Source organism: Oscillibacter sp. PC13 (genome assembly GCF_900115635.1).
Taxonomy (GTDB): Bacteria; Bacillota; Clostridia; order Oscillospirales; family Oscillospiraceae; genus Oscillibacter.
Genome location: NZ_FOXE01000008.1, coordinates 25,177 through 48,698, shown reverse-complemented (window position 1 = coordinate 48,698; position 23,522 = coordinate 25,177). Strand labels below are relative to the sequence as shown.

Here is a 23,522-nt window from a genome sequence, read left to right as displayed (position 1 = left end):
TCATAGAAGCCCGTGAATGAAAAGCATCTTTCGCCATTTTTCTCGGTTTTTTGCAAAAATTCAAAAAAGTGCCGTATACCGGATGCATGTATCCTTTCTATCTTCTTCTATTTGCCCGCCTGAAAGCAGCCGGCAGCACTTTTCTGCAGGGGCGTCCGGCACAGTTGAACCAAAGTGAAACCGGCAGCTGTTTATGGTTTCCGGCAGATCGTTTTATCATATTATTTTAATATAACAGCAACATCAACTATGCACTTCCTTTTTCCCAAAAAAAGTGTATACTTGAACACCGTGGATAAAGAAATTTCTCGGAAAAGCGATTTGATCCGGGATCCGCGCATTCGGCTGCGGACAGTTTAAGCCTGAGATAGGAGAACATACCATGGAAAAGGATCTGACAGTGGGAGCCCCCCAAACCGTTCTTTGGAGATTTTGTCTGCCTCTGTTCGGCAGTATTGTCTTTCAGCAGCTGTATAATATTGCAGATAGTCTGGTGGCTGGAAAATTTGTAGGAGAAAACGCTCTGGCAGCTGTCGGCAACAGCTATGAGATTACGTTGATTTTTATCGCGTTTGCGTTTGGCTGCAATATCGGCTGCTCCGTCGTCGTGTCCCAGCTGTTCGGCGCCAAGAAGCTTGCCGACATGAAAACCTCCATCCATACCGCCCTGATTGCCTGTGCCGTCCTCTGTGCCGTTCTGATGGCAGCCGGGCTGCTGACCGGCGGACTGCTGCTGGAGGCCATCCATACCCCGCAGGAAGTCATGGAAGACTCCCTGCTGTATTTGAACATCTATGTCTACGGCCTGCCCTTTGTCTTTCTTTATAATGTCGCCACCGGCATTTTCTCTGCTCTGGGGGACTCCAAAACCCCGTTTCTCTTTTTGGCCTGCTCCTCCACCAGCAACATCGCCGTGGATATCCTGTTCGTCACGGTTTTCGACATGGGCGTAGCGGGCGTCGCCTGGGCAACCTTTTTGTGTCAGGGCATCAGCTGTCTGCTGGCTCTAACGGTGGTGTTTCTGCGGCTGCGGCGGATTGCCGCAGAGGGTCCTTCCCGGATGTTCTCTCTGCCTCTTTTGAAAAAGATTGCCACCGTGGCAGTCCCCAGCATTTTGCAGCAGAGCTTTATCTCCGTCGGCAACATTTTGATCCAGGGCGTCATCAACGGCTTTGGAACCGGCGTCATGGCTGGATACTCCGCATCAGTAAAGCTGAACAATCTGGTGGTCACTTCCTTCACAACGCTTGGAAACGGGATTTCCAACTACACTGCGCAAAATATCGGCGCCGGAAAACCCCATCGGATCAAGGCGGGATTCCGCGCCGGGCTGAAGCTGGTGTGGGTGCTGTGCATTCCTTTGGTACTGCTCTATCTGACTGCCGGCAGTTCCCTGGTCCGCTTTTTTATTGATACCCCCACCAAAACCGCTGTTCAGACGGGCACATTATTTCTGCGGATCCTCTCTCCCTTCTATTTTGTTGTCTCCGCCAAGCTGGTAGCCGATGGAGTTCTTCGGGGAGCCAGCCTCATGGGCCGCTTTATGGCCTCCACTTTTACGGATTTGATTCTGCGGGTGATCCTGGCCTATGGGCTCTCCGCGCTGCTGCAGTCCTCCATCGGCATCTGGCTGGCATGGCCCATCGGCTGGACAGTTTCCACCATGCTCTCCCTCCTCTTCTATTGCCGCGGCCCCTGGTCCGACGCCCGGGATGCAGACGATATCCCTGCTGCGGGAATGCAGCAGACTCATGATATTTAATCAAATGTCCGGCACTCCGTTTTTCGGAGTGCCGGACAGTTTACTCAGTTTTTTAATATTCCACAGACCCAGTATAAACCAGTTTGGCGTCGCCGGTAAGGGTAACCGCTTCGTCGGTGTAATTGACCACCAAATCGCCGCCGCGAACCTTCACTGTCACATCGCTGCCTTTTGTGCAAAGCCCATTGGCAACCGCGGCCACCACGGCCGCGCAGGCTCCGGTACCGCAGGCCAGTGTTTCGCCGCTGCCCCGCTCCCAGACCCGCATTTTAATGGTATTGGGATTTACCACCCGGATGAACTCCGTGTTGATGCGCTCCGGGAAACAGGATGCGTGTTCGAAGCTTGGACCCACCGCAGCCACATCCACGGCATCCACCCGTGGACAGAATACCACGCAGTGGGGGTTTCCCATGTCCACACAAGTGATGGACCAGACCCTTCCACCAATTTGAACCGGATAGTCCACCACCGTCTTTTCCGGAATATTCAGCTGCAGCGCTGTGGTATCCAGGGTCGCATATCCCATATCCACGCAGGCAGAGGTGACCTTTCCATTGGTGGTGTAGAGCCGGACGCGCTTCACGCCCTTATCTGTCTCAATGGTAAGGACGTCTTTTTTCATCAGGCCGTTGTCGTACAGGTACTTGCCCATGCACCGCAGGGCGTTGCCGGCCATGGTTCCCTCACTGCCGTCGCTGTTGAACATGCGCATTTTTGCATCGGCCTTTTGGGAGTACTCCATCAGCACAATGCCGTCAGCGCCGATGCCGTAATGCCGGTCGCAGAGGGTGATGCACAGGGATTCCGGACAGGTAATGGCCCCGTCGAAATTCTCCAGGAAGATATAGTCGTTTCCACAGGTCTGCATTTTGGAGAAGGACAGCTTCTGCCGCTCCGTCCGCAGATGGCAGATGTCAATCAGTTCCGTATTGGTCTGGTTATAGCGGGAGGCCAGAATATCCGTCAAGGCATTGGCCGTGTCCAGGGACGTCAGGCAGGGGATTCCAAGTTGGACGCAGCGGTGGTTCAGATGGATGAAGTCCCGGATGTAGCCGGGCTCCGTGGAACCAGTGAGTATCACATAGTCAATTTTGCCGGCCTCCAGCATCTGGAACACCCGGTTGTCCTGACCCAGCTTGCCCACCACCTCCACGTCGGTGCCCAGCTGGGAGATTTCATAGGCGGTGCGGTCGGTGGCGTAGAGCTTGTAGCCCATGTCATCCAGCTTCCGAGCAATCCCCACAATCTCCGGCTGATCCCGCCGGTTGACCGAGATCAGCACGCCGCCCCGGGTGGGCTTTTCCACCTTATAGCCTGCGGAAACCAAGCCCTTGAACATAGCCTCCTGCAGGTTTTTCCCAAGGCCCAGCACCTCGCCGGTGGATTTCATCTCCGGTGAGAGGGAAGCGTTGGCGTCGGTGATCTTCTCAAAGGAGAACACCGGAACCTTTACCGCCACATAGGGCGGCTGCTTGTAAAGGCCGGTTCCGTAGCCCAGGGATTTCAGACTCTGTCCCACCATGACCCGGGTGGCCAGATCCACCATGGGTACACCTGTGACCTTGGAAATATAGGGTACGGTACGGGAGGCCCGGGGGTTCACCTCGATAACGTACAGCTCTCCCTGGTAGATGAGGTACTGAATATTGATGAGACCCCGGGTACCCAGGGACAGCGCCAGCTTTTCGGAGCAGTCGATGATGACCTTCAGCATCTTGTCACCGATGGAGAAGGGCGGATACACGGCAATGGAGTCACCGGAGTGCACGCCGGTGCGCTCAATATGCTGCATGACGCCGGGAATCAGGACGTCGGTGCCGTCGGAGATGACATCCACCTCCAGCTCCTTGCCCATGAGGTATTGGTCCACCAGCACCGGATTTTCAATCTTTCCGGAGAGGATGACCTCCATATAGATGCGCACATCCTCGTCGTTGTGGGCAATGACCATGTTTTGGCCGCCGATGACATAGCTGGGGCGCAGCAGCACCGGATAGCCCAACTCATGGGCAGCATCCAGCGCCTCCTGCATGCCGGTGATGCCCCGGCCCTGGGGCCGCTTGATGGAGAACCGTTCCAGCAGCTCGTCAAACCGCTCCCGGTCTTCGGCCATGTCGATGGACTCGGCACTGGTACCCAGAATCTTCACCCCGTGGCTGTCCAGAAATTTGGTGAGCTTAATGGCCGTCTGGCCGCCGAAGGCCACCACCACGCCCACGGGCTTCTCCACGTCGATGATGTGCATGACATCCTCCGGGCACAGGGGCTCAAAGTACAGCCGGTCGGCGGTGTCGTAGTCTGTGGAGACGGTTTCGGGGTTGTTGTTGACGATGACCACCTCATAGCCCAGTTCCTTCAACGTCCAGACACAGTGGACGGAGGAGTAGTCAAACTCGATACCCTGGCCAATGCGGATGGGTCCGGAGCCCAGCACCATAATGACGGGCTTGCCGCTTCGGGGGAAGGTCCGGGATTCACAGAAGGAGTCAAAAGAGGAGTAGAAATAGGGCGTCTCGGCGTCGAACTCCGCGCCGCAGGTGTCCACCATTTTGTAGACGGCAGTCCTGGGCTTTCCAGGAAGCTTGTCCGCACCGGAGAGGCGCAGCAGCGTGTCGTCCGGATAGCCCAGGCGCTTGCCGGTTTCATAGCGCTCCGCTGTCAATCCGTCCTTCTCCAGCGCCTTTTCAAATTCCGCCAGCTTTTGAAGCTTGGCCAAAAACCAGCGGTCAATCTTTGTCAGATCAAAAATCTCGTCGATGGAGATACCAGTCTTCAGCGCCTCAAACACTGTGAAGAGCCGGTGGTCATCTACCCGGGCCAGCCGCTCCTGAACGGAGGCGTGATCCTCCGGATCCCGCCTGCGGTTCAGGCTGTCCTGGCTGATCTCCGCGCCGCGGACAGCCTTCATCAGAGCCATCTCAAAGCTGGGTCCGATGGCCATGACCTCTCCGGTGGCTTTCATCTGGGTGCCCAAGGTCCGGCTGGCGTCGGCGAACTTGTCAAAGGGCCACTTTGGCATCTTTACCACAATGTAGTCCAGTGTGGGCTCAAAGCAGGCGCAGGTCTTGCCGGTGATGTCGTTTTTAATCTCATCCAAGGTATAGCCCAAGGCAATTTTGGTGGTGATTTTGGCAATGGGATAGCCGGTGGCCTTGGAGGCCAGGGCGGAGGAGCGGGAAACCCGGGGGTTCACCTCGATGACCGCGTACTCAAAGCTTTCCGGATTCAGCGCCAGCTGGCAGTTGCAGCCGCCCACAATCCCCAGGTGCGTGATGATGTCCAAAGACGCCTTGCGGAGCATCTGGAACTCCTTGTCCGCCAAGGTCTGGGTGGGCGCCACCACGATGGAGTCTCCGGTATGGACGCCTACGGGGTCAAAGTTTTCCATGGAGCAGACGGCAATCACATTGCCCACGCTGTCCCGCATGGTCTCAAACTCAATTTCCTTCCAGCCGAAGATGGCCTTTTCCACCAGAATCTGCGTGATGGGAGAGGCGTCCAGCCCCGTCTGGGCGATGATCTTCAACTCTCCGGCGTCCTTGGCGGCGCCGCCGCCAGCACCGCCCAGCGTAAAGGCTGGACGGACAATGACCGGATAGCCGATGCGATCCGCCACAGCGAGGGCTTCCTCTATGGTCTCCGCAATGTCGGAGGCAATCACCGGCTGGCCAATTTCTGCCATAGCCTCCTTAAAGAGCTCCCGGTCCTCGGCCCGGGAGATGGCGGCAGCGTCAGTGCCCAGAAGGCGTACGCCGGCCTCCTGCAAAAACCCCTCCTGATCCAGCTGCATGGCCAGGGTCAGGCCGGTCTGGCCGCCCAGCCCCGCCAGAATGGAGTCGGGTTTCTCTTTTTTGATGATGCGCTTGATGGTCTCCACAGTCAGCGGTTCCAAATAAATTTCATCCGCCATGGCCTGGTCCGTCATGATGGTGGCGGGGTTGGAGTTGCAGAGGACAACCTCCACGCCGGCCTCCTTTAAAATCCGGCAGGCCTGGGCGCCGGCATAGTCAAACTCCGCCGCCTGGCCGATGACAATGGGGCCGGATCCAATGACCAGAACTTTTCGAATACTCTTATCCAATGGCATTACCGGTCACCGCCTTTCATAAATTCCAAAAACCGGTCAAAGAGGAAGGATGTATCCTTGGGACCAGTGCAGGCCTCCGGGTGGAACTGCACCGTGAACGCCCGCAGCTCCGGATAGTCGATACCCTCGCAGGTTCCGTCGTTGGCATTGGCGAACCGGACAACTCCTTTTTGAACCGTGCCGCTGTCCACCGCATAGCCGTGGTTCTGGCTGGTGATGTATGTCCGCACCCCCGCCAAATCCCGGACGGGCTGGTTGACACCCCGGTGGCCATACTTCAGCTTATAGGTGCTGCCGCCGGCAGCCAGCGCCGTCAACTGGTGTCCAAGGCAGATGCCGAACATGGGAACCTTTCCCAAAAGCTTTTGTATCTGGGCAATTTCAAATGTGTTCTCCGCCGGGTCGCCGGGGCCGTTGGAGAGCATGACTCCGTCCGGCTTTGCGGCCAGAATCTCCTCCGCAGCGGTGGAGGCCGGCAGTACCGTCACGGTGCAGCCCCGCTTCTGAAGCTCCCGGACGATGTTGCGCTTGGCACCGTAGTCAATGAGGGAGACTTTAAACCTCTCCCCCCCATCGGCCGGATGAACCGTGGGTTCCGCACAGGTGACGGCCTTCACCACGCCGGTGACTGCATAGGTCTCCACTGCCTCCAAATCTGCAGGCACCTCGTTGCAGATGCATGCGTTCATGACACCGTGCTCCCGAATGATACGGGTCAGTTCCCGGGTGTCCACGCCGTACAGGCCCGGCACATTCTGTTCTTTCAGGAAGGTGTCCAGATTACAGTCCGCGCGGAAGTTGGAGGGTGCGTCGCACTGCTCCCGGACCACATAGCCTTTCACGCAGCAGGCGCCTTCAAAGTCCTCCCGGATGATGCCGTAGTTGCCGATAAGCGGATAGGTCTGCAGGACAATCTGCCCCGCATAGCTGGGATCTGTCAATGTCTCAATATAGCCGCACATACCGGTGGTGAACACCAGCTCGCCAATGGTGTCTCTTTCCGCGCCAAAGCGGACGCCCTCAAACACCCGGCCGTCCTGCAACACCAAATATCCTTTTTTCATGATCTCCTCCCGCCGAAGACTCTGTATTTTTATACGTATTTATGTCATTATGATGGTTTTTTCCACAACAGTCAATCATTTCCTCTCAATTGGACTAGTAGAGTTTTCATGGTTCCAGAGATCTCTTTTTGTGCATTTCTTCAAAGGCCGACCTTTTTTCTCCTGCTGGGGTCCGCCAAGCACAAATTTTCCAGCTTTCCATTGCAAGACGGCACGAAGTCCCCTATAATGAAATTTATCAAACCGAGGGGGCCATGCCATGTCCAAGCGTCTGGATAAATTCACAAAACCCTTTCAGGGCAGCCGGATTCCCTTCCTTCTGGTTGAAGTCGTCACCGATGGAACGGGGCAGATGGTGGATTTGCTGTTCCGGTACGTCAATTTTCCCGCAGCTGTTCTCGTCGGCCTCCCAGCAGATACCCTGCAGGGTCAGCGTTTTACTCATCTATTTCCCGCGGACCGGCTGTCCGCACTTCGGCCATTTCAGGCAGTGGCTTTCTCCGGTTCCGCTGCCTTTTTTCCCTATACGACTCTGCTGGGGCATGAGATGACCATTACCTGCTATCAGCCAATGTACGGCCTGGTGGCCTGTATTTTGGACTCTCCCTGGGCAGAAAGCAGCCCGGCGGAGTCCGGAACAGCTCTGGTGGAAAATCTGCCCGGTGCGGTGGCCGTGCTGGAGCTGAGCCGCAGCGGGGTCCAGTTTCTCTCGTTCAACCAGCGTCTATGTAATCTCTGCCATTGGAGCAGAAAAGAGTTGCTGGACCGCTCGGCCGGCGATTTTGCATCCTTGGTGGCGCCGGCCGACTGGCCGGATTTGCTGCAGGAGCTGCTGGACGCCGGTCGGGATGGCCGGGACGCCAACCGCGATTTTCGGTTGCTGCGTGGGAGCGGAGACCCTCTCTGGGTCAATCTTCGGGCAAAGGTCCTGTCCGTCCGAAACGGAATCCGGACATTTTATGCCATTCTTTTGGATATCGATCAGCAGCGAAGAGCCCAGCTGCGGTTTGCTGAAACGCTCCGGCAGCTGGAAACTGCGCGTCAGCAGTTGAGTCAGCTGTTTGACAGTCTGCCGGTTGGCTGCTGCCTGCTTCAGGTACCTTTCGGGGACGGCAGCGCCGTGCCGCTGCACGTCAGCCGCGGCCTTTCTGAGTTGTTTGGATATTCCGCGCAGGAGTTTCTGCAGGATCTTACCGCAGATCCCCTGGGGCGGATTTACCCGGCGGATCGGGAGGCGTTATCGGCGGAGGCGCGCCAAGCCCGTGAAACCGGTGCGCCCCTGCAGTCTGTTTGCCGGGCCTATTCAAAAGCCGGCAGCATTCTTTGGATTTCCATCAAGGTGGTCTGGCAGCCTCAGCCGGACGGCAGCACGCTGCTGTATATCGCCTGCTCTGATGTCACCCGGGAAAAAGAGGCTGAGCTGGATCTCCAGATTCAATCCCGTCTGTGCGGGCTGCTGCTGGAACATTCCCGCACCGTCAGCTTTAACTATGATCTGAAGACCGATACTGCCTATCTGGATTTCTTCGCCGGGGGACGGCGAAGCACCCGTACCGTTCACGGATATTTGGATGACTTGAAAACCTCTGCCTTTGTCCACCCGGAGGACCGGCGAGCGCTGGCTGCCTCCGTGCGCCGCGCCGTGAACCGGCCCGGCACCGAAACGCTGGAGTACCGCGGAGATTATGACGGCAGCGGTTGGCGGTGGTACCAGATCTCCTGGGAAAGCCTTTTTGACGGGCGCGGCGACGTATACCGCCTGCTGGGCAAGGCAGAGGATATCACTTCCCACAAGGCTGCAGAGGTTCGTTTCCGGAATCTGATTCAGCATCAAAAACGGCTGTCTAAGCAAGCGCTTCTCTCTTTTCGGCTGGACCTTTCTGCCAATCAAATGATGGACTGCCATGCCAGGAGTTCCCGTTTGAATGCCGCGTTCTCCGGAAGTGCGGCGGATGTGTGCCTATGCAGCATTGCCTCCCGCCTCCCTGTCCCAGCAGAGCGGGAGCAGTTTCAAGCGCTTTTTCAGCGGGACGCTCTTTTGAACGCCTTCCGCTGCGGAACCATTCACTTTGGTCAGGAGCACCTTTTCGCGCCGGAAGGTACCGGCCGTATCTGGGCCCGGACTATGCTGGATCTGGCGGAGGATCCCGTCTCCCTGCATCTGACGGCTTTCTGCTGTATTCTGGATGTCGATGAGAGCTGTCAGCAATCCATGCTTTTGCAGACGCTTCTCCAACGGGATTATGAATTTGTGTTGACGGTGGATGTTGCCAGCGGCCGCTGCCGTGCCCATGGCAGAAATCGTGAAACCCTGCCGTCCAGCAGTACATACCGAGGCCTGCTGGCCACTTATATCTGTGCGCAGACCCCCTCGCGGGAACGAGCCGCTATTCGAAAAGCCATGCGCCTGGAAACCGTAACGGCCGCCTTGGAGAACACGGAATGCTATCAATACCAGTGCGCCCCAGAGTCAGAATCCGGGCAGCGGGCAAGCTGTCTGCGCTGGTCCTGGCTGGATCGGGAGCGGGGCCTTTTGCTTCTCACCGTCAGCCGTGACGGCTGACGGAAACTTTGAGCGGCAGGCATTACGCCTGCCGCTCTTTCTGTTCAAATGGCCAGGCAGAGCTCCCGCCTGTTTCAATGGTTTGCTGACCCGTATCACTCGTCCAATTTCAGGACGGCCAAAAATGCCTCCGTCGGAATCTGCACACTCCCAAGGCTGCGCATCTTCTTTTTGCCCTCTTTCTGCTTTTCCAGCAGCTTTTTCTTCCGGGTAATGTCACCACCATAACACTTGGCCAGCACATCCTTCCGCATGGCCTTGACAGTCTCCCGGGCGATGACCCGGCCGCCAATGGCCGCCTGGACCGGAACCTCAAACAACTGGCGGGGAATGTTCTCCTTCAGCTTCTCACACAGCCGCCGGGCCCGGGGATAGGCCTTATCCTTGTGGGCAATAAAGCTCAGTGCATCCACGGCATCGCCGTTGAGCTTCAGATCCACCTTCACCAGCTCGCTGGGCCGGTAGCCGGAGAGTTCATAGTCCAGGGAGGCGTAGCCCTTGGTGTTGGCCTTCAGGGTGTCGAAGAAGTCGTAGATAATTTCATTCAGCGGCATTTGATAGTGAAGTTCCACCAGATTGGTATCCAGATACTGCATATCCTTGAATTCGCCGCGGCGGTCCTGGCACATGGGCATGATATTGCCCACATATTCATTGGGGCTGATGATGGAGACCTTCACATAGGGCTCCTCCGCCCGCTCAATGGTGGCAGGGTCCGGATAGTTGTGGGGATTATCCACCAACACCTCGGTGCCGTCCGTCTTATAGACATGATAAATCACAGAGGGCAGCGTCGTCACCAGATCCAGATCAAACTCCCGCTCCAGCCGCTCCTGAATGACCTCCATGTGGAGCATGCCCAAAAAGCCGCACCGGAAGCCAAAGCCAAGGGCCACAGAAGACTCCGGCTCAAAGGAGAGGGAGGCGTCATTCAGCTGGAGCTTCTCCAGCGCATCCCGCAGATCCGGGTACTTGGATCCGTCCTCGGTATAAATGCCACAGTACACCATGGGCTGCACGGGCCGGTAGCCCGGCAGTGCCTCGGCCGTGGGCCTTGCGGCATCGGTGACGGTGTCGCCCACCCGGGTGTCCTGGACATTTTTGATGCTGGCGGTGAAATAACCCACCTCACCAGCCTCCAGCGCATCACAGGGTTCCATGCCAAGCGGCAGAAGATGTCCGCATTCGATGACGCTGTATGTGGCACCGGAAGCCATCATTTTCACCTGCTGTCCTACCCGGAGAGTGCCCTCCATAATACGGAAGTATACAATGACGCCCCGGTAGCTGTCATACTGGCTGTCAAAAATCAAGGCCTTCAGAGGGGCGCCGACATCGCCGGTGGGCGGCGGCACGTTTTTTACCACATCCTCCAGCACGGCGTCAATATTGATGCCCATTTTGGCGGAGATCTCCGGCGCGTCCATCGCGGGCAGGCCGATAATGTCCTCCACCTCGTGCTTGGCCTTTTCCGGATCCGCGGCAGGCAAATCGATTTTATTGAACACCGGCAGAATCTCCAGGTCATGCTCCATGGCAAGGTAGGTATTGGCCAGGGTCTGGGCTTCCACGCCCTGGGTGGAGTCCACCACCAGCACCGCCCCCTCACAGGCGGCAAGGGACCGGGAGACCTCGTAGTTGAAGTCCACGTGGCCCGGCGTGTCAATGAGGTTCAGCTCGTAGTCCTGCCCGTCCTGGGCATGGTAGGTCAGCCGGACGGCCCGGGCCTTGATGGTAATCCCCCGCTCACGCTCCAGATCCATGTTGTCCAGCAACTGGCTGGACATCTCCCGGGCGGAGACGGCATTGCACTTTTCCAGCAGCCGGTCCGCCAGCGTGGATTTACCGTGGTCAATGTGGGCAATGATGGAAAAGTTGCGGATATTCTGTTGTTTTGTCATAAGCAAACGCCTCCGTAAGGCAAGTCCGCGCAGAGCCCCGCACCGCAAGACAGCGCGCAACGCCATAAAATGAAATCAGATAACTCCCCCAAAAGCCGCTGGTTGGTTCCCTTCACCGGGAAATGCGCGGCTTTCCGGTCACACCGCCGGTTTCCAGACCACCGGGGCCCCGTGGTCAATATTCCACTTCCACCAGAAGGCGTCGGTCCAGAATTTGTCGTAGTCATAGTGTACCACAAACTCCCGCCAGTTGGCGAGGGTCTTCTCCCAACTTTCTGCGGTCAGCTCCATCTCCCCGGCCGCCATTTTCTGCAGAATCTCCGTACAGACCTGGCCGGAGTGGTGGACATAATCACAGTAATTGTCCAAATCCTCTGTAATCTCCCGGTCAAAGAGAAATCCGAACAGACGTACATTGTCATACCGGAGCAGTGTCCGGCAGGCCTGTTCCAGCGCCGCAAACACCGCGTCCGTGTGCCCCTGGCGAATGGTCTTATCCCAGTACAGCAGGCTGTACGGCGGAAAAAAGATGTCAAACTCCGTGTCCGGATGGGCGGCCAGCCATCCGGTGACCACCTGCAGATTCTCCTCCACCTGTCCCGCATAGGCCTCTGCCGCCAGCTGCTGCGTTGCAATCTCCGGGCGCTGATATTCCTCCAGGGCGGTCATGTGGTTCCACCAGATGTCCCCGTCCCAGGTGAATCCCTCGTCCAGGGTCTGCCCCTGCCCCCAGCGGTTGGCCATGAGGACGTAGAGGCTGTAATACAGGGTATCCTTGTTCAGGAGATATTTCACGTCATCCAGCGGATTTTCGTTATAGAGATAATCCGGCATGACGGCATCATGTCCGCCGTCCTCATCCCGCATCAGAATATTCGCATCCAGCCCGAACACCACCCGCTTTGGGTTCTGCTTTCGGTAAAGCGCCGTCATCACCTGGTCGAATTCGCTGAAGTATCCATCCGGAAGCGTGACCCGCACCGCCGGTCCGCCAAAGGTCCCCGCCACCTGGCCGGCGCGATAGTTGGCCACCATGGAGGTTCCCAGCACCACGGTATCCGCCAGGACATTGCGGACCAGGCCCGCCGCCTGATACCGCTCGCTGAAGAACACCGGGTCCCATGTTTCCGGCATCCGGTAATAGAGACAGGGGTCTACCGTATAAACCAGGGCGGCGCAGAAAGCCAGCAGCGCCAAGACCGCAGCCAGGAGGCCGCAGACCCAGCGTCGATATGCTTGTTTCATAAGGGCCTCCTATTAAAAGTTTGAATAGATGAAGGTGGCAATTCCCGTAAAGGAGAGCACGGACCAGACCATGCCCGCCACCAGCACCGCGCCCCGCCAGATCGTGGGTCGGAAGGTATCCATCCGGGCCACCGTGTTCCGAGGCCACAGCGCAGCCAGCAGTCCCACCCCATAAAGGATCACAACCCGCAGAATGTTCGTCCAGCTCCGCACTGCGGGAACCAGCATCTCCACGGCATTGATCTCCTTACCGTAAAGACCGGCCAGCAGCCATTCCTGGGGCTTGGCAAACCCTCCGGCCACCGCCCGCCCCAGCAGCTCCATCGCTCCGGACAGATTCGGTGCCCGGAAAAACACCCAGGCCGCGTTAACAAACAGGAAGGTCAATCCCCAGCGGATCCAGACCGGCAGCCGCTCCCGGCCCGGTCCCCAGGCGCGCTCCGCCGCCTGGGCCAGCCCGTGGAGGGCGCCCCAGACGAGAAATGTCCATCCGGCCCCGTGCCAGAAGCCGCTGACCAAAAAGACAACCAGGATGTTGAGATACGTCCTGGCCGCCCCCTTCCGGCTGCCGCCCAGAGGAATATAGAGGCACTCCCGGAGGAAGCTGGTCAGCGTGATGTGCCACCGCTTCCAGAACTCTCCCACGGAAAGGCTCCGGTAGGGGGAGTTGAAGTTCACCGGCAGGCGCAGCCCCAGCAGCCGGGCAGCGCCGGCGGCAATGTCGCAATAGCCGGAAAAGTCAAAGTACAGCTGCAGCGTATAGCCCAGCACCACCAGCCAGGCCGCCGGGGCGGACAGCTCTCCCAAACGTCCCCAGCCGTTGTTCACCACCACGCCGAAGGCGTCCGCCAGCAGCACCTTTTTCATCGTGCCGCAGCAAATCGCATATAATCCTGCCGCGATGTCCGCCCACTCCGGATGGAGAAACCGCCCCTCCCACAGCTGAGGAAAAAAGGCTTGAGGCTTCAAAATGGGGCCGGAGGTGACCGTAGGGAAGAAAAAGCTGTACAGCACCAGGCTGTCCTCCCGGGCGGGAACATACTGCCCGGTATACACCTCTTTCAAATACCAGAGCTGCTGAAAGGTGAAAAAGCTCAGGCCCACCGGGGCCCATCCCATAGACAGCACACCGCCGGTAAAAAAGCCGGTATACTTAAACACCGCCAGCACCGCAATGTGGTAGACACAGGCTGCCGCCAGTGCCGGGTGACGCCGGTCCGTATCGGCGATCCGCTCCGCCGCCCATTTCGTCACGCCGCAGCCCAGCAGTAAAATCAGCATCCCGGCAGCACCCCTTGGCGCCAGCAGGTAAAACACAGCCGAGGCCGCGCCCAGCAGGAGCATCCCCCGCCTGCGGCTGCTCCGCCCCGCGGTCAGGCATACCGCCGCGGTCAGGGCCAAAAAGGCCAAAAAAGCAATTGACTGGAAATTCATCGGCTCTGCTCCGATAGCGCGCTCAGCCGGGCATCCGCCGTGCTGAGCACCTGGGTCATGCTCTGGGATCGGCCGGGATAGGCTGCCGCTAGCGCCTCTGGCGACAGATCCGGAAACTCCGCCTTCTGGGAGACCTGTCCCCGCAGGGCCCTGGCATACGCCGTTTCCGCGATCTTTCGGTCCGCGTCCGCCATTCCCATGGTGCAGGCGGCAGGATCCAACGCAAAGTAGGCCTCATTGGCCCCTGCGGCCCGGTACAGGTGGCGGTACAGCTGATAGATGCCGCCGCCGAGGTAGGCCGCCGCCGCATTGATAGCGGCCTTGTCGTTCAGCTTTCCCAAAAGGCCGAACAGCACGCCGACGGCACCGGAGAGGAGCTTGCTCTGCAGCGTGGCCAGCACGCTGCCCTGCAGAACATTGCCCGGCTCGGCGGCGTTGAGCACCTCCTCGGAGGTCAGCATGCTGCCGTCCCGGGACAGGGTGCGGCCCAGAATAAAATCTGCCGAGACATGGTAGTAGTCGCAGGCCTTCACCACAAAGGAAAGGCCCGGTTCCCGGATGCCGTTTTCATAGTGGGACAGCAGCGCCTGGGAGATGCCCAAATCTCCGGCGGCAGTCCGCTGGGAAACGCCCCGCTCCTGCCGCAGCAGGGAGAGGGTGCGGGAAAATTCGGATGTGGAAGCCATGAAGTATTCTCTCCTCGTCTTTATATAAATACACGCCGTATAGTTTAGCAGAAACTATACGGCGTGTAAAGCTTATCATAGAATTTCTCTGCGGTTTTTTCAGTCCAGCCTTAAAACAACCCCACCTGGCCCTGCAGCATATCACCGCCGATGCTGCGCAACTGCTGGAGATTCTCCTCCCACAGCCGGTCTGTGACCGCCATCTTCCGGAGGATGTCCTTTACCGTGACGTCCAGGGCGGTACCCTCCCGGTAATCCGCGGGGAAGATAAAATCCACCCGACCCTTGACCAGCAAATCCTCTACACCCAGCCGGTTGCTCTCCTGATACACGGCGATGGCCTGGCCGCCATAGGCCCGCATCATCTTCATGCAGGGCACATCGGAAAGACCGTCTCCCATGTAAATCATATTGGTAAATGGGACCCGCTTGCTGTCGTCCGGCATGGAGGCGTTCAGATCCTTGTCGTTGGACACATCCAGCACGCCCTTGTTAATTCGGTAAACAAACTGGGTCTTGGCGGTAAAGTTGACCGCCAGCTTGGGCCAGACAGGAACACCGTCCTCATTGTAGTAAAACTCACTGGCATAGATCTCCTGAAAGGCACCGCTGATAGGAGATCCCTCAATAATCTCCCGCAGGCCGGAGGAGATGATATAGTGCTCCAGCTGAAGGCCCTGCTGCGCACCGAAGGCATTGATCCGCTCAAACCAGCTCTCCACCCCCGGAAAAAGGACAATGCCCTTTCCCTTTTCCACCAGATCTTCCCGGGTAAAGGGCAGGTGCTTTTTTTCCGCCTCCCGGATCATGGTGTACATATAGGCCAAAATGCCGTCAATCCGGTTGGCGCGGCCAAAGCCGTTGGCCTCCGCCCAGAACTCCGCCGGGGTCATCCCCAGGCTGGGAATAAAGGCGTAGTCCTGCATGTCGGTGGTGCAGAGCGTCTTGTCAAAGTCATACAAAAAGGCCACAATGGGCTGCTGTCTCTCCATAGCAGTTCCTCCGTGCTTTTAAGGAAAAAAGCGGCTCCCAGGAGCCGCTTTTCTCACATTCAATCCTTTTCGCCGGTATAATTGCGGCCAAACTTTAAATCGTTCAGATTGATGCGGCGGGTGGAGGTCATATCATCCTCTCCGCTGGCAAAGGGATCCCCCTCAGGGTAGTCCTCTGCGGAAGCCGCTTCTTCGTGCGCCGGCTCCCGCGTCTCCTTGATCTCCTGCTCTCCGAACGCAGCCATGACATGTTCTTCAATCTCACTGACCTTTTCATGCTCCGCCTCCGGCGCAGCCTCGGGAGCGGGCTGTTCCACCGGCAATTGGGGCAGCTGATCCAAGAACTGCAGCTCCCGGCCGCAGATGTCCCGGCTGGTAGCGATAAACCGCGCCAATTCCTGCTGACCCTGCCGCAGGCGTTCCTCAGCAGCAGAAACCTCCTGCTGCAGCCGGCCGATCTTGGCCTGGGCGTCCGCCTCCGCCTGACTTAAAATCTGATCCCGCTTGGACTCCGCCTCATGGACAATGGAGTCCGCCATCTTTTGGGCAGTCAGAAGCGTGGCGCGCATGGAATCCTCCGTGGCACGGTAATCCTCCACCTTTTCCACCAGAACCTTCATCTTCGCTTTCAGCGCCGCGTTCTCCTTATAGAGGGCGGTGTAATCATCCGTGAGTTCATCCAGGAACTCGTCAACCATAGCCATATTGTACCCGCCCATCACCGCTTTGGTGAAGGCGTGGGTGGAAACTTCCTGCGGTGTCAGCATAATGCGATGTACCCCCTATGTAATTCCTGCGGTATTCCCCAATTCAATACGAAATCTTATTCAAGCGAAGCGGCCGATATTCTCCGGCTTTTACGCAAGATTCCATCAGCTGGAAACCACCTTATCCGAAAGCGTTCTCCCAGCATGGCGCCAGCCGCTGGGACGCCGGGCAGAGGCCGGTTAAAAATAGAGGCCGTTGTTCTCCAGTTCGTCAATCAAATCGCCCTCAATATCCACATGGTAGGGCGTAATGATATAGGTATTGGCGGCAACCTTTTTAATCTTGCCCTCACCGGCATAGGCCACACCGGAGAGGAAATCAATCAGGCGCCGGGCAATATCCTTATTGGTAGACTCCAGATTCAGTACCACTGTCCGTTTGTCCTTCAGGTGATCGGCAATCTCAGAAGCATTTTCAAACCGCTCCGGCTTCACCAATACCACCTTCAGCTGGGTAGTGGCGTGGATGTTCACGACCTTGTTTCGGCGGTCTTCGATTTTGGCCTTCCGGTCCTCAAAGACGGGCTCCCGGTGAGACGATTCCTCAAAGTCATCGTACTCCTCGTCCTCATCCTCATAGGGATGCGTCCATTTCTTCAGTTCATCTAAAATGCTCATACGGCAAAGCCTCCTATCGGAGCAGCGCTCCGGCATTCATTCGTGATAGTGGCGGGCACCAAAAATAGCGGAACCCACCCGGACCATCGTGGCGCCGCAGCGGATGGCATCCGCATAGTCGCCGCTCATGCCCATGGACAGATATTCTAATTTATTATGGAACAATTTTGTATTGATGTCAACATAAAGTGCCTGAACTTCCTGAAAATACCGCATATTTTCCTCCCGGTCCGCATCTGCAGGGGGAATGGTCATGATACCCCGCACCCCGATATGGGATTTGGCCAAGGCCGCTTCCGCAGCGGCGGTCAAATTTTCAGAAAAAAAGCCGCTTTTGGCCTCCTCCCGGCCAATGTTCACCTCCAACAGAATGTCCTGTGTGAGTTCCCGGGCGGCGGCAACCTTTTCGATCTCCTCCAGCAGCTCCAAAGATCCCACAGACTGGATCAGCGCCACGCGGCCCACCACCTGCTTGACCTTGTTTCGCTGCAGATGGCCGATAAAATGCAGCGGAGCCCCTTCATAGGCGTTCTCCGCCAGTTTCTGGACCATCTCCTGCACCCGGTTCTCCCCCAGTGCGTCAATTCCAGCGGCGACAGCCTCCCGGCAGGCAGCGGTATCGTTCATCTTGCTGGCGCCCACCAGCAGGATGTCATCGGGATTCCGGCCGCTCTCCCGGGCGGCCTCGGCCATGTTCGCCCTTACTCTGGCAATGTTTTCTGCAATGGACATATGCTTTCCGACTTCCTTTTCTTGATTTTCTCTCGGGCCCCGCCGAATTCTTCGGGCGGAGACTCTGCATTTTACGCAGCTGGTCAGGCAAAGCCGCTTCAGCTCAAGGGTTTTCCCCGCCGGCAAAACGGCTGCTGAATTCCCCGTATAGTTCTCCCCCAGCTGCCTGTTTATCCCACAACTTTTCCGTCATACAAGTCGTTGGCTGTGATAATCACCTCGTCGCCGGGGCGAAGGCGGGTCTTTTCCTGGACGGCGGTGATATCCGCCAAATCCTCCAGCGTGGATCGTACCAGGACAAAGCCATCGCCGTTATACAGTACCTTCACCGGCTTAAACCGAGCCTCGGCGCCAACCACACAGTAGATGCCGGTTTGTTCGGTTACCGTACGGCTGCCATCCTCGTTGATACTGACCTTCTCCGCCCGCAGTGCTTCCTTCGGCACCCGGATTCCCTCAATTTCCCGCAGGATAATCTCGGCGCTCTGCTGGCGCAGCAGAGTCAGCTGCGGGAGGTACGTCTTTCCGCGAAACACCGTCACCACCTGGCCGTTTTCCTCTGGTCCCACTGCGGAGACAGCAACAGACAGATCACGCTCCACGCTCTTGGAAAACCGCAGCGTCAGCTGCCCCTGCTCCTGCAGAAGCGCCGCCTCTTCTGCATCCATTGCCACAGCATAATACCATGCATCTCCAAGAATCAGTTTCCCGGCCTCGGATCGTACCGCCTCGTCCGGCGTCAGTGCATCAAGCTGGCTGGGCGTCAAGGTTTCCAGGGTGGCCGGCGTCAGCACAGTCTCATACCCATCCACCACTGCGGAATACAGCCCGGATTTCGGTGCCGTAATCCGGCGGGTGGAGGCAGCAGCCTGGGACTGCAGTGTCTTCAGCTGCGTTTGCAGTTCGGTAATTTGTCCCGTTAAATCCGCCGTGTCCGTATAAGTATAGTCCCGTTTCAGGACAAGGGAGCGGAGCGTTGAACCATGCGCTTCCGCCCTGTCCAGGCGGTCCGCCGTCAGATCGCTTCGAAAATCCAGAATGCTCTGCATAATCTGGTTGTCCAGCTTGAGCGACACTTCTGATCCCAGCGCCGCTTCCTCCGCATATTGAAGCTGCTCAATCCGGGTCTGCAGTGCATCCATCTCATTCTGCCGGTCCAGGGACGCCTGGTCTGCATAGACCGTGGCCACCACGCCCCCGGCACTGATACGCTCCCCCTCCGTCCTCTGCAGACGCAGCAGGCCGCTGGTGCTGTCATCCGGCAGCACCTGCTCGTCCCGCACCACATAGCCGGAGAGGTCCACACTCTCTTCCACCTGATACGAATACGCCAGCGTTGTGGTCAGCGGGTCGCCGAAGTAGCGCAGCCCCTGCATCCCGAAATACGCCAGGATTGCCAGGGTCACCGCCGCCAGCAGAAGCTTTGTTCCAATGGAGCTGTTTTTCATGGGATACCTCTTCTATCTCTTCTGTATCTGTCTCCATAGTCCAGGATGTATACGGTCCGGACAGGATGCAGGCAAGCTCACGCCTCTTCCAGGCTCACCGGCCGCACCGGCGCAATTGTTGAAATGGCGTGCTTGTATATGATTTGCTGCCTACCTTCGCTGTCCAGCACCACCACAAAGGCGTCAAACCCCGTAATTGTGCCCCGCATCTGGAACCCGTTCATTAAAAACATGGTGACGGGCAGCTTATCCCGTTTTGCCCGGAGGAGAAACAGGTCCTGTAAGTTTGCTTTTGTTTGCATGATTCGTCCGCTCCTTTATGTCTTTTCGGTCGGACGATATCTATTCCTGCCGCCCGCCTAGCGTAAGGATACGCCAGCATTGGCCAGGATTTCCGTCGAAATCTGTAGGGCCCGCGCAAAATTACGGTCTTTTTCCCACCAGAGCCAATGGACATCCGGATTTCTTCGCAGCCAGGTCAACTGCCGCTTGGCGTACTGTCGGGATCGAAGCTTTACTTCTTCAATGGCCTCTTCCTCTGTGGAGGCACCCTCCAGCACGCTCAGAAATTCTTTATATCCAATGGCCTGCAGGGCCGTGGCGTTTCGGGGCAGGCCCTTTTGAAGAAGTTCCCGTACCTCTGCCAGCAGCCCATCCCCCACCATTTGATCCACCCGCCGATCAATCAGGGCTTTCATATCAGCCCGATCCGCAAACTGCAGGCCAATCCACACCGCGTCATACCGCGGCGGCAGCTCCCGGGTCTCCCGGTTGTGTTCCGTGATGGTCTTCCCCGTCTCCCGGTAGACCTCCAGCGCCCGGAGAATTCTCTTTTCATCCGCCGGATGAAGGCGGGCCGCCGCCGCTGGATCCACCTGGCGCAATTCGGAAAGCAGCGGTTCCATTCCCTCCTGCTCCAGGCGGCGCTGCAATTCCTGCCGGACAGCTCCGCCGGCGTGTCCGGCTGCAAAGCCGTGGCCACGGACCACCGCGTCCAGCCAGAGCCCGGTGCCACCCACCAGGATGGGCAGTTTTCCCCGGGCCAAAATGTCATCCACAATTGGAATGGCGGCCTGGGCATACCGGGCGGCAGACCACTGCTCTGCCGGATCCGCCACACCCACCATGTGGTGGGGAATCCCGTCCATCTCCTCCGGCCTTGGGGCAGCGGTGCCGATTACCATCCCGCGGTAAATCTGCATGGAGTCTGCAGAGACAATCTCGCCGTTGTATTTCTGCGCCAGCAGAACCCCCAGTTTCGTTTTTCCGCAGGCCGTAGGGCCTACCACACAGACAATCTTCGGTGCCATGGACGCCTCCATTCCATCAGAGCGCTTCTGCAAGCCGGCTGGCCCGCCGGCAGGCAGCTGCCACCAGCTCCTCCGCTTTCCCGGGATCCAAATCCAGCCCGCTGGCAAACACATCATCAAACCGCGGAATGCCGAACATGGAGCTAAGCTGTTTCCAGTGCAGAATCCCCAGGCTCTCCGCCTGCTCCGCATCGCCGCCGGAGGTCAGATACGTCAGCGTGGCGGCTCTGCAGTCCCCATGGCAGCCCTCCGCATCATAGTGATAGGTCAGCCCAACAACGGAGATGTGTTCGATGTAAATCCGCAGCATGGCCGGAAAGCTCAGATCCCAGAAGGGCGCCGCCACCAGAACGGCGTCAGCTTCCCGGAATTGGCGGGCCAGATCAAATACCGGCGCGCGAAAATCCCCGGCCTTGGCAAGCGCCGCCCGCTCGTTCAGCATCCGCTCGTCAAACGGCTGCAGGTTCATCTGTTCCAACGCCACACGCTCTACTTGGGCGCCCGGGTGCGTCTCCAAAAAAGTCTCCAGAAATGCATTCGCCAGCGCGCGGGTGCGGGACTGGTCTCCCCGCTGGCTGATGCAGCTGTCCACAAATAGCAATCTCATGATTTACTCCTCGTCAAAAATCTCGGTAATGACCGGCTTTCCCTCCCGATCCAGCAGAGGCGTCAGGCCGCAGCCCACATTGCCGTATGACTGAAGGAAGTAATTGACGCCGGTCTCCCGATCCACCCAGATCTCACTGACATCGCCCCACTGAGACTCTTTGAGAATACGAACAAACCGCTTTCCATCCTTCATATAAACACGCCTTCTTTTATTCAAGTGTTCAAGCAAAATTTACGCCCGCTTGAACATCTTCTCCAGCTCGTGCTTTGTCAGCTTCACCGCCACCGGGCGGCCGTGGGGGCAGTACTTCACCTCTCCGCTCTGCACCTTGTCCACCAGTACCCGCAACTCCGCCGGATCGCTGGTCCAGCCGCCCTTGATGGCGGCCTTGCACGCCATGGTGTGCAGCAGGTTTTCCCGCCGCTCCGAGAGGGAGCGGCCTGTCCGCAGATCCTCTGCAATTTCCTCCAGCGTGGCCGCCGTATCCGCAGCGTCAATGTCCGCCGGGATCTCCCGCACCAAAACAGTGCCGTCGCCAAAATCCTCGCAGGCAAAACCGAACTGCTCCAAAAGCGGCAGGCTCTCCAGCAGCAGCGCCGCATCCTCCCGGCCCAGCTCCGCCGCCACCGGCTGCAGCAGGGTCTGCCGCATGGGGGGCTCCTGGGCCGCCTGAAGCCGGTCAAAATTGACTCGTTCATGGGCGGCGTGTTTATCAATCAGCCATACGGCGGCATCCTCTGCCTCGCAGACGATGTAGGTATGCAAAATTTCCCCCGCAATCCGCCAGGGCGCCTCCTGTGGCGGCTGAATCGTTTGCTGCTCCGGCAAATCCAGCGCCGCCTGGGGCAGCGGAATCGCCGGGACAAAGGGACGCTCAGGCTTCGGCACTTCCGCAGCCGCCGGAGAGGCAACCGCAAAGGCCGGCGGCGCCGTCCTCGGCGGCATCTCCCGCCGTTCCTGGTAAAAAGCCGCCGCAGGTACGCTGTCCGCCACCTTCGCATGGGTTTTCCACTCTGTATTCCAGCCGGAAGATGCGGGTGTGTCAGACTTGGGCGGTGCGGGCCTGGACGCAGGGGGAACAGGTGCCGGGGCGGTTCCCTGCCGCTGTCGGAAGGTTCCGACATCCATGGTCTGAAAAAAGTCCTGCCGCACCTTCCCTGTCTCCGCCGCCTTCGGCGTCGTCTGCGGCACCCGGTCGGCATCCAGTGCGTCCAGCACCGTGTGGTACACCGCTTCAAACACATCATGTTCTCTGGCAAATTTCACCACAGTCTTCGCCGGATGGACATTTACATCCACCGCCGTCACCGGCACGGTGACGGACAGGACGCAGCCGGGGAATTTCCCCTTCATCATCTGGTTGCGGTACCCCTCCTCCAGAGCCGCCGTCAGCAGCTGGGACTTGATATACCGGCCGTTGACGAAAAAGGTCTGCATGGATCGGGATCCCCGGCCCATCAGGGGGGCCGTCACAAAGCCGGAGACCGCCACCTCGCCGCCCCGGCCGTCCACAGCCACCAGCCCCCGGGCAAACTCCCGGCCCAGGGCCGCATAAACCGCGGAAACCAATTTCCCGTCGCCGGGGGTGTGGAGTGCTTCCACTCCATCTTTGATAAATTTAAAGGAGATATCCGGATGGCTGAGGGCCAGGTGCTGCATCAGCCCGTTGACCGCCGCCGTCTCTGCCGTGTCCTTCTTCATGAACTTCAGCCGGGCAGGCGTGTTGTAAAACAGATCCCGCACGATGATCGTGGTCCCCTCCGGGGCGCCGGCCTCCTCCACCGGACCGGGGACGCCGCCTTCCAGATGGAGGGCTGCCCCTGTGGAAGCCGCAGCCGTACGGGTCAGGATGTCCGTGCGGCTGACAGCGGAGATGGCTGCCAATGCCTCACCCCGGAACCCAAGGGTTCCGATTTTCCCCAAATCCGCCTCCGTGCGGAGTTTAGAGGTGGCGTGGCGGAGAAAGGCAGTGGGCAGCTCCGGCGCGGCAATGCCGCAGCCGTTGTCCGTCAGCCGAATCAGTCCCATGCCGCCCCGCTGGATTTCCACCACCACAGCGGTGGCTCCGGCGTCCACAGCATTTTCCACCAGTTCCTTCACCACACTGGCGGGCCGCTCCACCACCTCGCCGGCAGCAATGAGATCGGCAACATGAGATTCTAGTTGTTGGATATGGGGCATGGTTCCCTTCCTTTCTGTGAAGCAGCCGGTGTGCCGGGCGCACTGGCATAGTAGTACATCGTCAAGCTCTTAACGCCTGTGGAATCGCTCCGGGCAATTCCCACCCCAGGCTCCCGGCA

Annotated in this window: 18 protein-coding genes; 2 read left to right on the top strand and 16 right to left on the bottom strand. The window is 58.3% G+C overall.

The features are described from left to right. Positions 1–382 precede the first annotated feature (382 nt). On the top strand, positions 383–1,762 hold the full coding sequence (locus tag BMZ81_RS06285) for an MATE family efflux transporter (RefSeq protein ID WP_091129934.1): 1,380 nt from the start codon (positions 383–385) through the stop codon (positions 1,760–1,762). Positions 1,763–1,814: 52 nt separating this feature from the next. Here the strand turns inward: BMZ81_RS06285 and carB are convergent, their stop codons facing one another. Further along, on the bottom strand, positions 1,815–5,852 hold the full coding sequence (gene carB, locus BMZ81_RS06280) for a carbamoyl-phosphate synthase large subunit (RefSeq protein ID WP_091129932.1): 4,038 nt from the start codon (positions 5,850–5,852) through the stop codon (positions 1,815–1,817). After that, complete coding sequence (locus BMZ81_RS06275) at positions 5,852–6,916, bottom strand: carbamoyl phosphate synthase small subunit (RefSeq protein WP_091129929.1); 1,065 nt, start codon at positions 6,914–6,916, stop codon at positions 5,852–5,854. The genes carB and BMZ81_RS06275 overlap by 1 nt, the downstream gene beginning before the upstream one ends. A gap of 259 nt (positions 6,917–7,175) precedes the next feature. Between BMZ81_RS06275 and BMZ81_RS06270 the strand changes: the two genes are divergently transcribed. Then, positions 7,176–9,479: a PAS domain-containing protein gene (locus tag BMZ81_RS06270; RefSeq protein ID WP_091129928.1), complete on the top strand. Its 2,304-nt coding sequence runs from the start codon at positions 7,176–7,178 to the stop codon at positions 9,477–9,479. 95 nt (positions 9,480–9,574) lie between these two features. Here BMZ81_RS06270 and lepA read toward each other — a convergent pair whose 3' ends face one another. The 14 genes from lepA to mutL form a co-directional block, all read right to left on the bottom strand. Further along, on the bottom strand, positions 9,575–11,380 hold the full coding sequence (gene lepA, locus BMZ81_RS06265; RefSeq protein ID WP_091129925.1) for a translation elongation factor 4: 1,806 nt from the start codon (positions 11,378–11,380) through the stop codon (positions 9,575–9,577). A 138-nt stretch (positions 11,381–11,518) separates the two neighbouring features. Then, positions 11,519–12,625: a hypothetical protein gene (locus BMZ81_RS06260; protein WP_091129923.1), complete on the bottom strand. Its 1,107-nt coding sequence runs from the start codon at positions 12,623–12,625 to the stop codon at positions 11,519–11,521. A 12-nt stretch (positions 12,626–12,637) separates the two neighbouring features. Continuing rightward, on the bottom strand, positions 12,638–14,059 hold the full coding sequence (locus BMZ81_RS06255; RefSeq protein WP_091129919.1) for an MBOAT family O-acyltransferase: 1,422 nt from the start codon (positions 14,057–14,059) through the stop codon (positions 12,638–12,640). After that, positions 14,056–14,745 (bottom strand): helix-turn-helix domain-containing protein, encoded by a 690-nt coding sequence (locus BMZ81_RS06250; RefSeq protein WP_091129916.1) that lies wholly within the window; start codon positions 14,743–14,745, stop codon positions 14,056–14,058. Before BMZ81_RS06250 ends, BMZ81_RS06255 begins: the two co-directional genes overlap by 4 nt. Before the next feature lie 110 nt (positions 14,746–14,855). Further along, positions 14,856–15,737 (bottom strand): HAD family hydrolase, encoded by an 882-nt coding sequence (locus BMZ81_RS06245; protein WP_091129914.1) that lies wholly within the window; start codon positions 15,735–15,737, stop codon positions 14,856–14,858. 59 nt (positions 15,738–15,796) lie between these two features. Further along, positions 15,797–16,504: a DivIVA domain-containing protein gene (locus BMZ81_RS06240; RefSeq protein WP_091129912.1), complete on the bottom strand. Its 708-nt coding sequence runs from the start codon at positions 16,502–16,504 to the stop codon at positions 15,797–15,799. 180 nt (positions 16,505–16,684) lie between these two features. Continuing rightward, the gene (locus BMZ81_RS06235) at positions 16,685–17,122 is read right to left on the bottom strand and encodes a cell division protein SepF (RefSeq protein WP_091129909.1); all 438 of its coding nucleotides are present in this window, start codon (positions 17,120–17,122) and stop codon (positions 16,685–16,687) included. Between the two features lie 36 nt (positions 17,123–17,158). Then, the gene (locus BMZ81_RS06230) at positions 17,159–17,854 is read right to left on the bottom strand and encodes a YggS family pyridoxal phosphate-dependent enzyme (protein WP_091129908.1); all 696 of its coding nucleotides are present in this window, start codon (positions 17,852–17,854) and stop codon (positions 17,159–17,161) included. Positions 17,855–18,024: 170 nt separating this feature from the next. Next, entirely contained in the window at positions 18,025–19,302 is a 1,278-nt protein-coding gene (locus BMZ81_RS06225; RefSeq protein WP_091129905.1) for a biotin/lipoyl attachment domain-containing protein, read from the bottom strand. 77 nt (positions 19,303–19,379) lie between these two features. Next, entirely contained in the window at positions 19,380–19,607 is a 228-nt protein-coding gene (gene hfq, locus BMZ81_RS06220) for an RNA chaperone Hfq (protein ID WP_207645614.1), read from the bottom strand. A gap of 54 nt (positions 19,608–19,661) precedes the next feature. Then, positions 19,662–20,612 carry a tRNA (adenosine(37)-N6)-dimethylallyltransferase MiaA gene (miaA, locus tag BMZ81_RS06215; protein WP_091129900.1) on the bottom strand — a complete coding sequence of 317 codons (951 nt, stop codon included), beginning with the start codon at positions 20,610–20,612 and terminating at the stop codon, positions 19,662–19,664. A 16-nt stretch (positions 20,613–20,628) separates the two neighbouring features. Continuing rightward, entirely contained in the window at positions 20,629–21,219 is a 591-nt protein-coding gene (locus BMZ81_RS06210) for an NAD(P)H-dependent oxidoreductase (RefSeq protein ID WP_091129897.1), read from the bottom strand. Between the two features lie 3 nt (positions 21,220–21,222). After that, entirely contained in the window at positions 21,223–21,414 is a 192-nt protein-coding gene (locus BMZ81_RS06205; RefSeq protein ID WP_091129894.1) for a DUF6440 family protein, read from the bottom strand. 39 nt (positions 21,415–21,453) lie between these two features. Continuing rightward, a complete protein-coding gene (gene mutL, locus BMZ81_RS06200; RefSeq protein WP_091129892.1) occupies positions 21,454–23,403 on the bottom strand; it encodes a DNA mismatch repair endonuclease MutL in 1,950 nt (649 codons plus the stop codon). Between the last annotated feature and the right edge of the window lie 119 nt (positions 23,404–23,522).

Coding starts and splice junctions, on each gene's coding strand:
- BMZ81_RS06205 (WP_091129894.1), bottom strand. CDS start 21,414: ATGAAGGATGGAAAGCGGTTTGTTCGTATTCTCAAAGAGTCTCAGTGG.
- carB (WP_091129932.1), bottom strand. CDS start 5,852: ATGCCATTGGATAAGAGTATTCGAAAAGTTCTGGTCATTGGATCCGGC.
- BMZ81_RS06275 (WP_091129929.1), bottom strand. CDS start 6,916: ATGAAAAAAGGATATTTGGTGTTGCAGGACGGCCGGGTGTTTGAGGGC.
- BMZ81_RS06270 (WP_091129928.1), top strand. CDS start 7,176: ATGTCCAAGCGTCTGGATAAATTCACAAAACCCTTTCAGGGCAGCCGG.
- BMZ81_RS06235 (WP_091129909.1), bottom strand. CDS start 17,122: ATGAGCATTTTAGATGAACTGAAGAAATGGACGCATCCCTATGAGGAT.
- BMZ81_RS06255 (WP_091129919.1), bottom strand. CDS start 14,059: ATGAATTTCCAGTCAATTGCTTTTTTGGCCTTTTTGGCCCTGACCGCG.
- BMZ81_RS06260 (WP_091129923.1), bottom strand. CDS start 12,625: ATGAAACAAGCATATCGACGCTGGGTCTGCGGCCTCCTGGCTGCGGTC.
- BMZ81_RS06210 (WP_091129897.1), bottom strand. CDS start 21,219: ATGAGATTGCTATTTGTGGACAGCTGCATCAGCCAGCGGGGAGACCAG.
- miaA (WP_091129900.1), bottom strand. CDS start 20,612: ATGGCACCGAAGATTGTCTGTGTGGTAGGCCCTACGGCCTGCGGAAAA.
- BMZ81_RS06245 (WP_091129914.1), bottom strand. CDS start 15,737: ATGGAGAGACAGCAGCCCATTGTGGCCTTTTTGTATGACTTTGACAAG.
- mutL (WP_091129892.1), bottom strand. CDS start 23,403: ATGCCCCATATCCAACAACTAGAATCTCATGTTGCCGATCTCATTGCT.
- BMZ81_RS06225 (WP_091129905.1), bottom strand. CDS start 19,302: ATGAAAAACAGCTCCATTGGAACAAAGCTTCTGCTGGCGGCGGTGACC.
- lepA (WP_091129925.1), bottom strand. CDS start 11,380: ATGACAAAACAACAGAATATCCGCAACTTTTCCATCATTGCCCACATT.
- BMZ81_RS06240 (WP_091129912.1), bottom strand. CDS start 16,504: ATGCTGACACCGCAGGAAGTTTCCACCCACGCCTTCACCAAAGCGGTG.
- BMZ81_RS06285 (WP_091129934.1), top strand. CDS start 383: ATGGAAAAGGATCTGACAGTGGGAGCCCCCCAAACCGTTCTTTGGAGA.
- BMZ81_RS06250 (WP_091129916.1), bottom strand. CDS start 14,745: ATGGCTTCCACATCCGAATTTTCCCGCACCCTCTCCCTGCTGCGGCAG.
- BMZ81_RS06230 (WP_091129908.1), bottom strand. CDS start 17,854: ATGTCCATTGCAGAAAACATTGCCAGAGTAAGGGCGAACATGGCCGAG.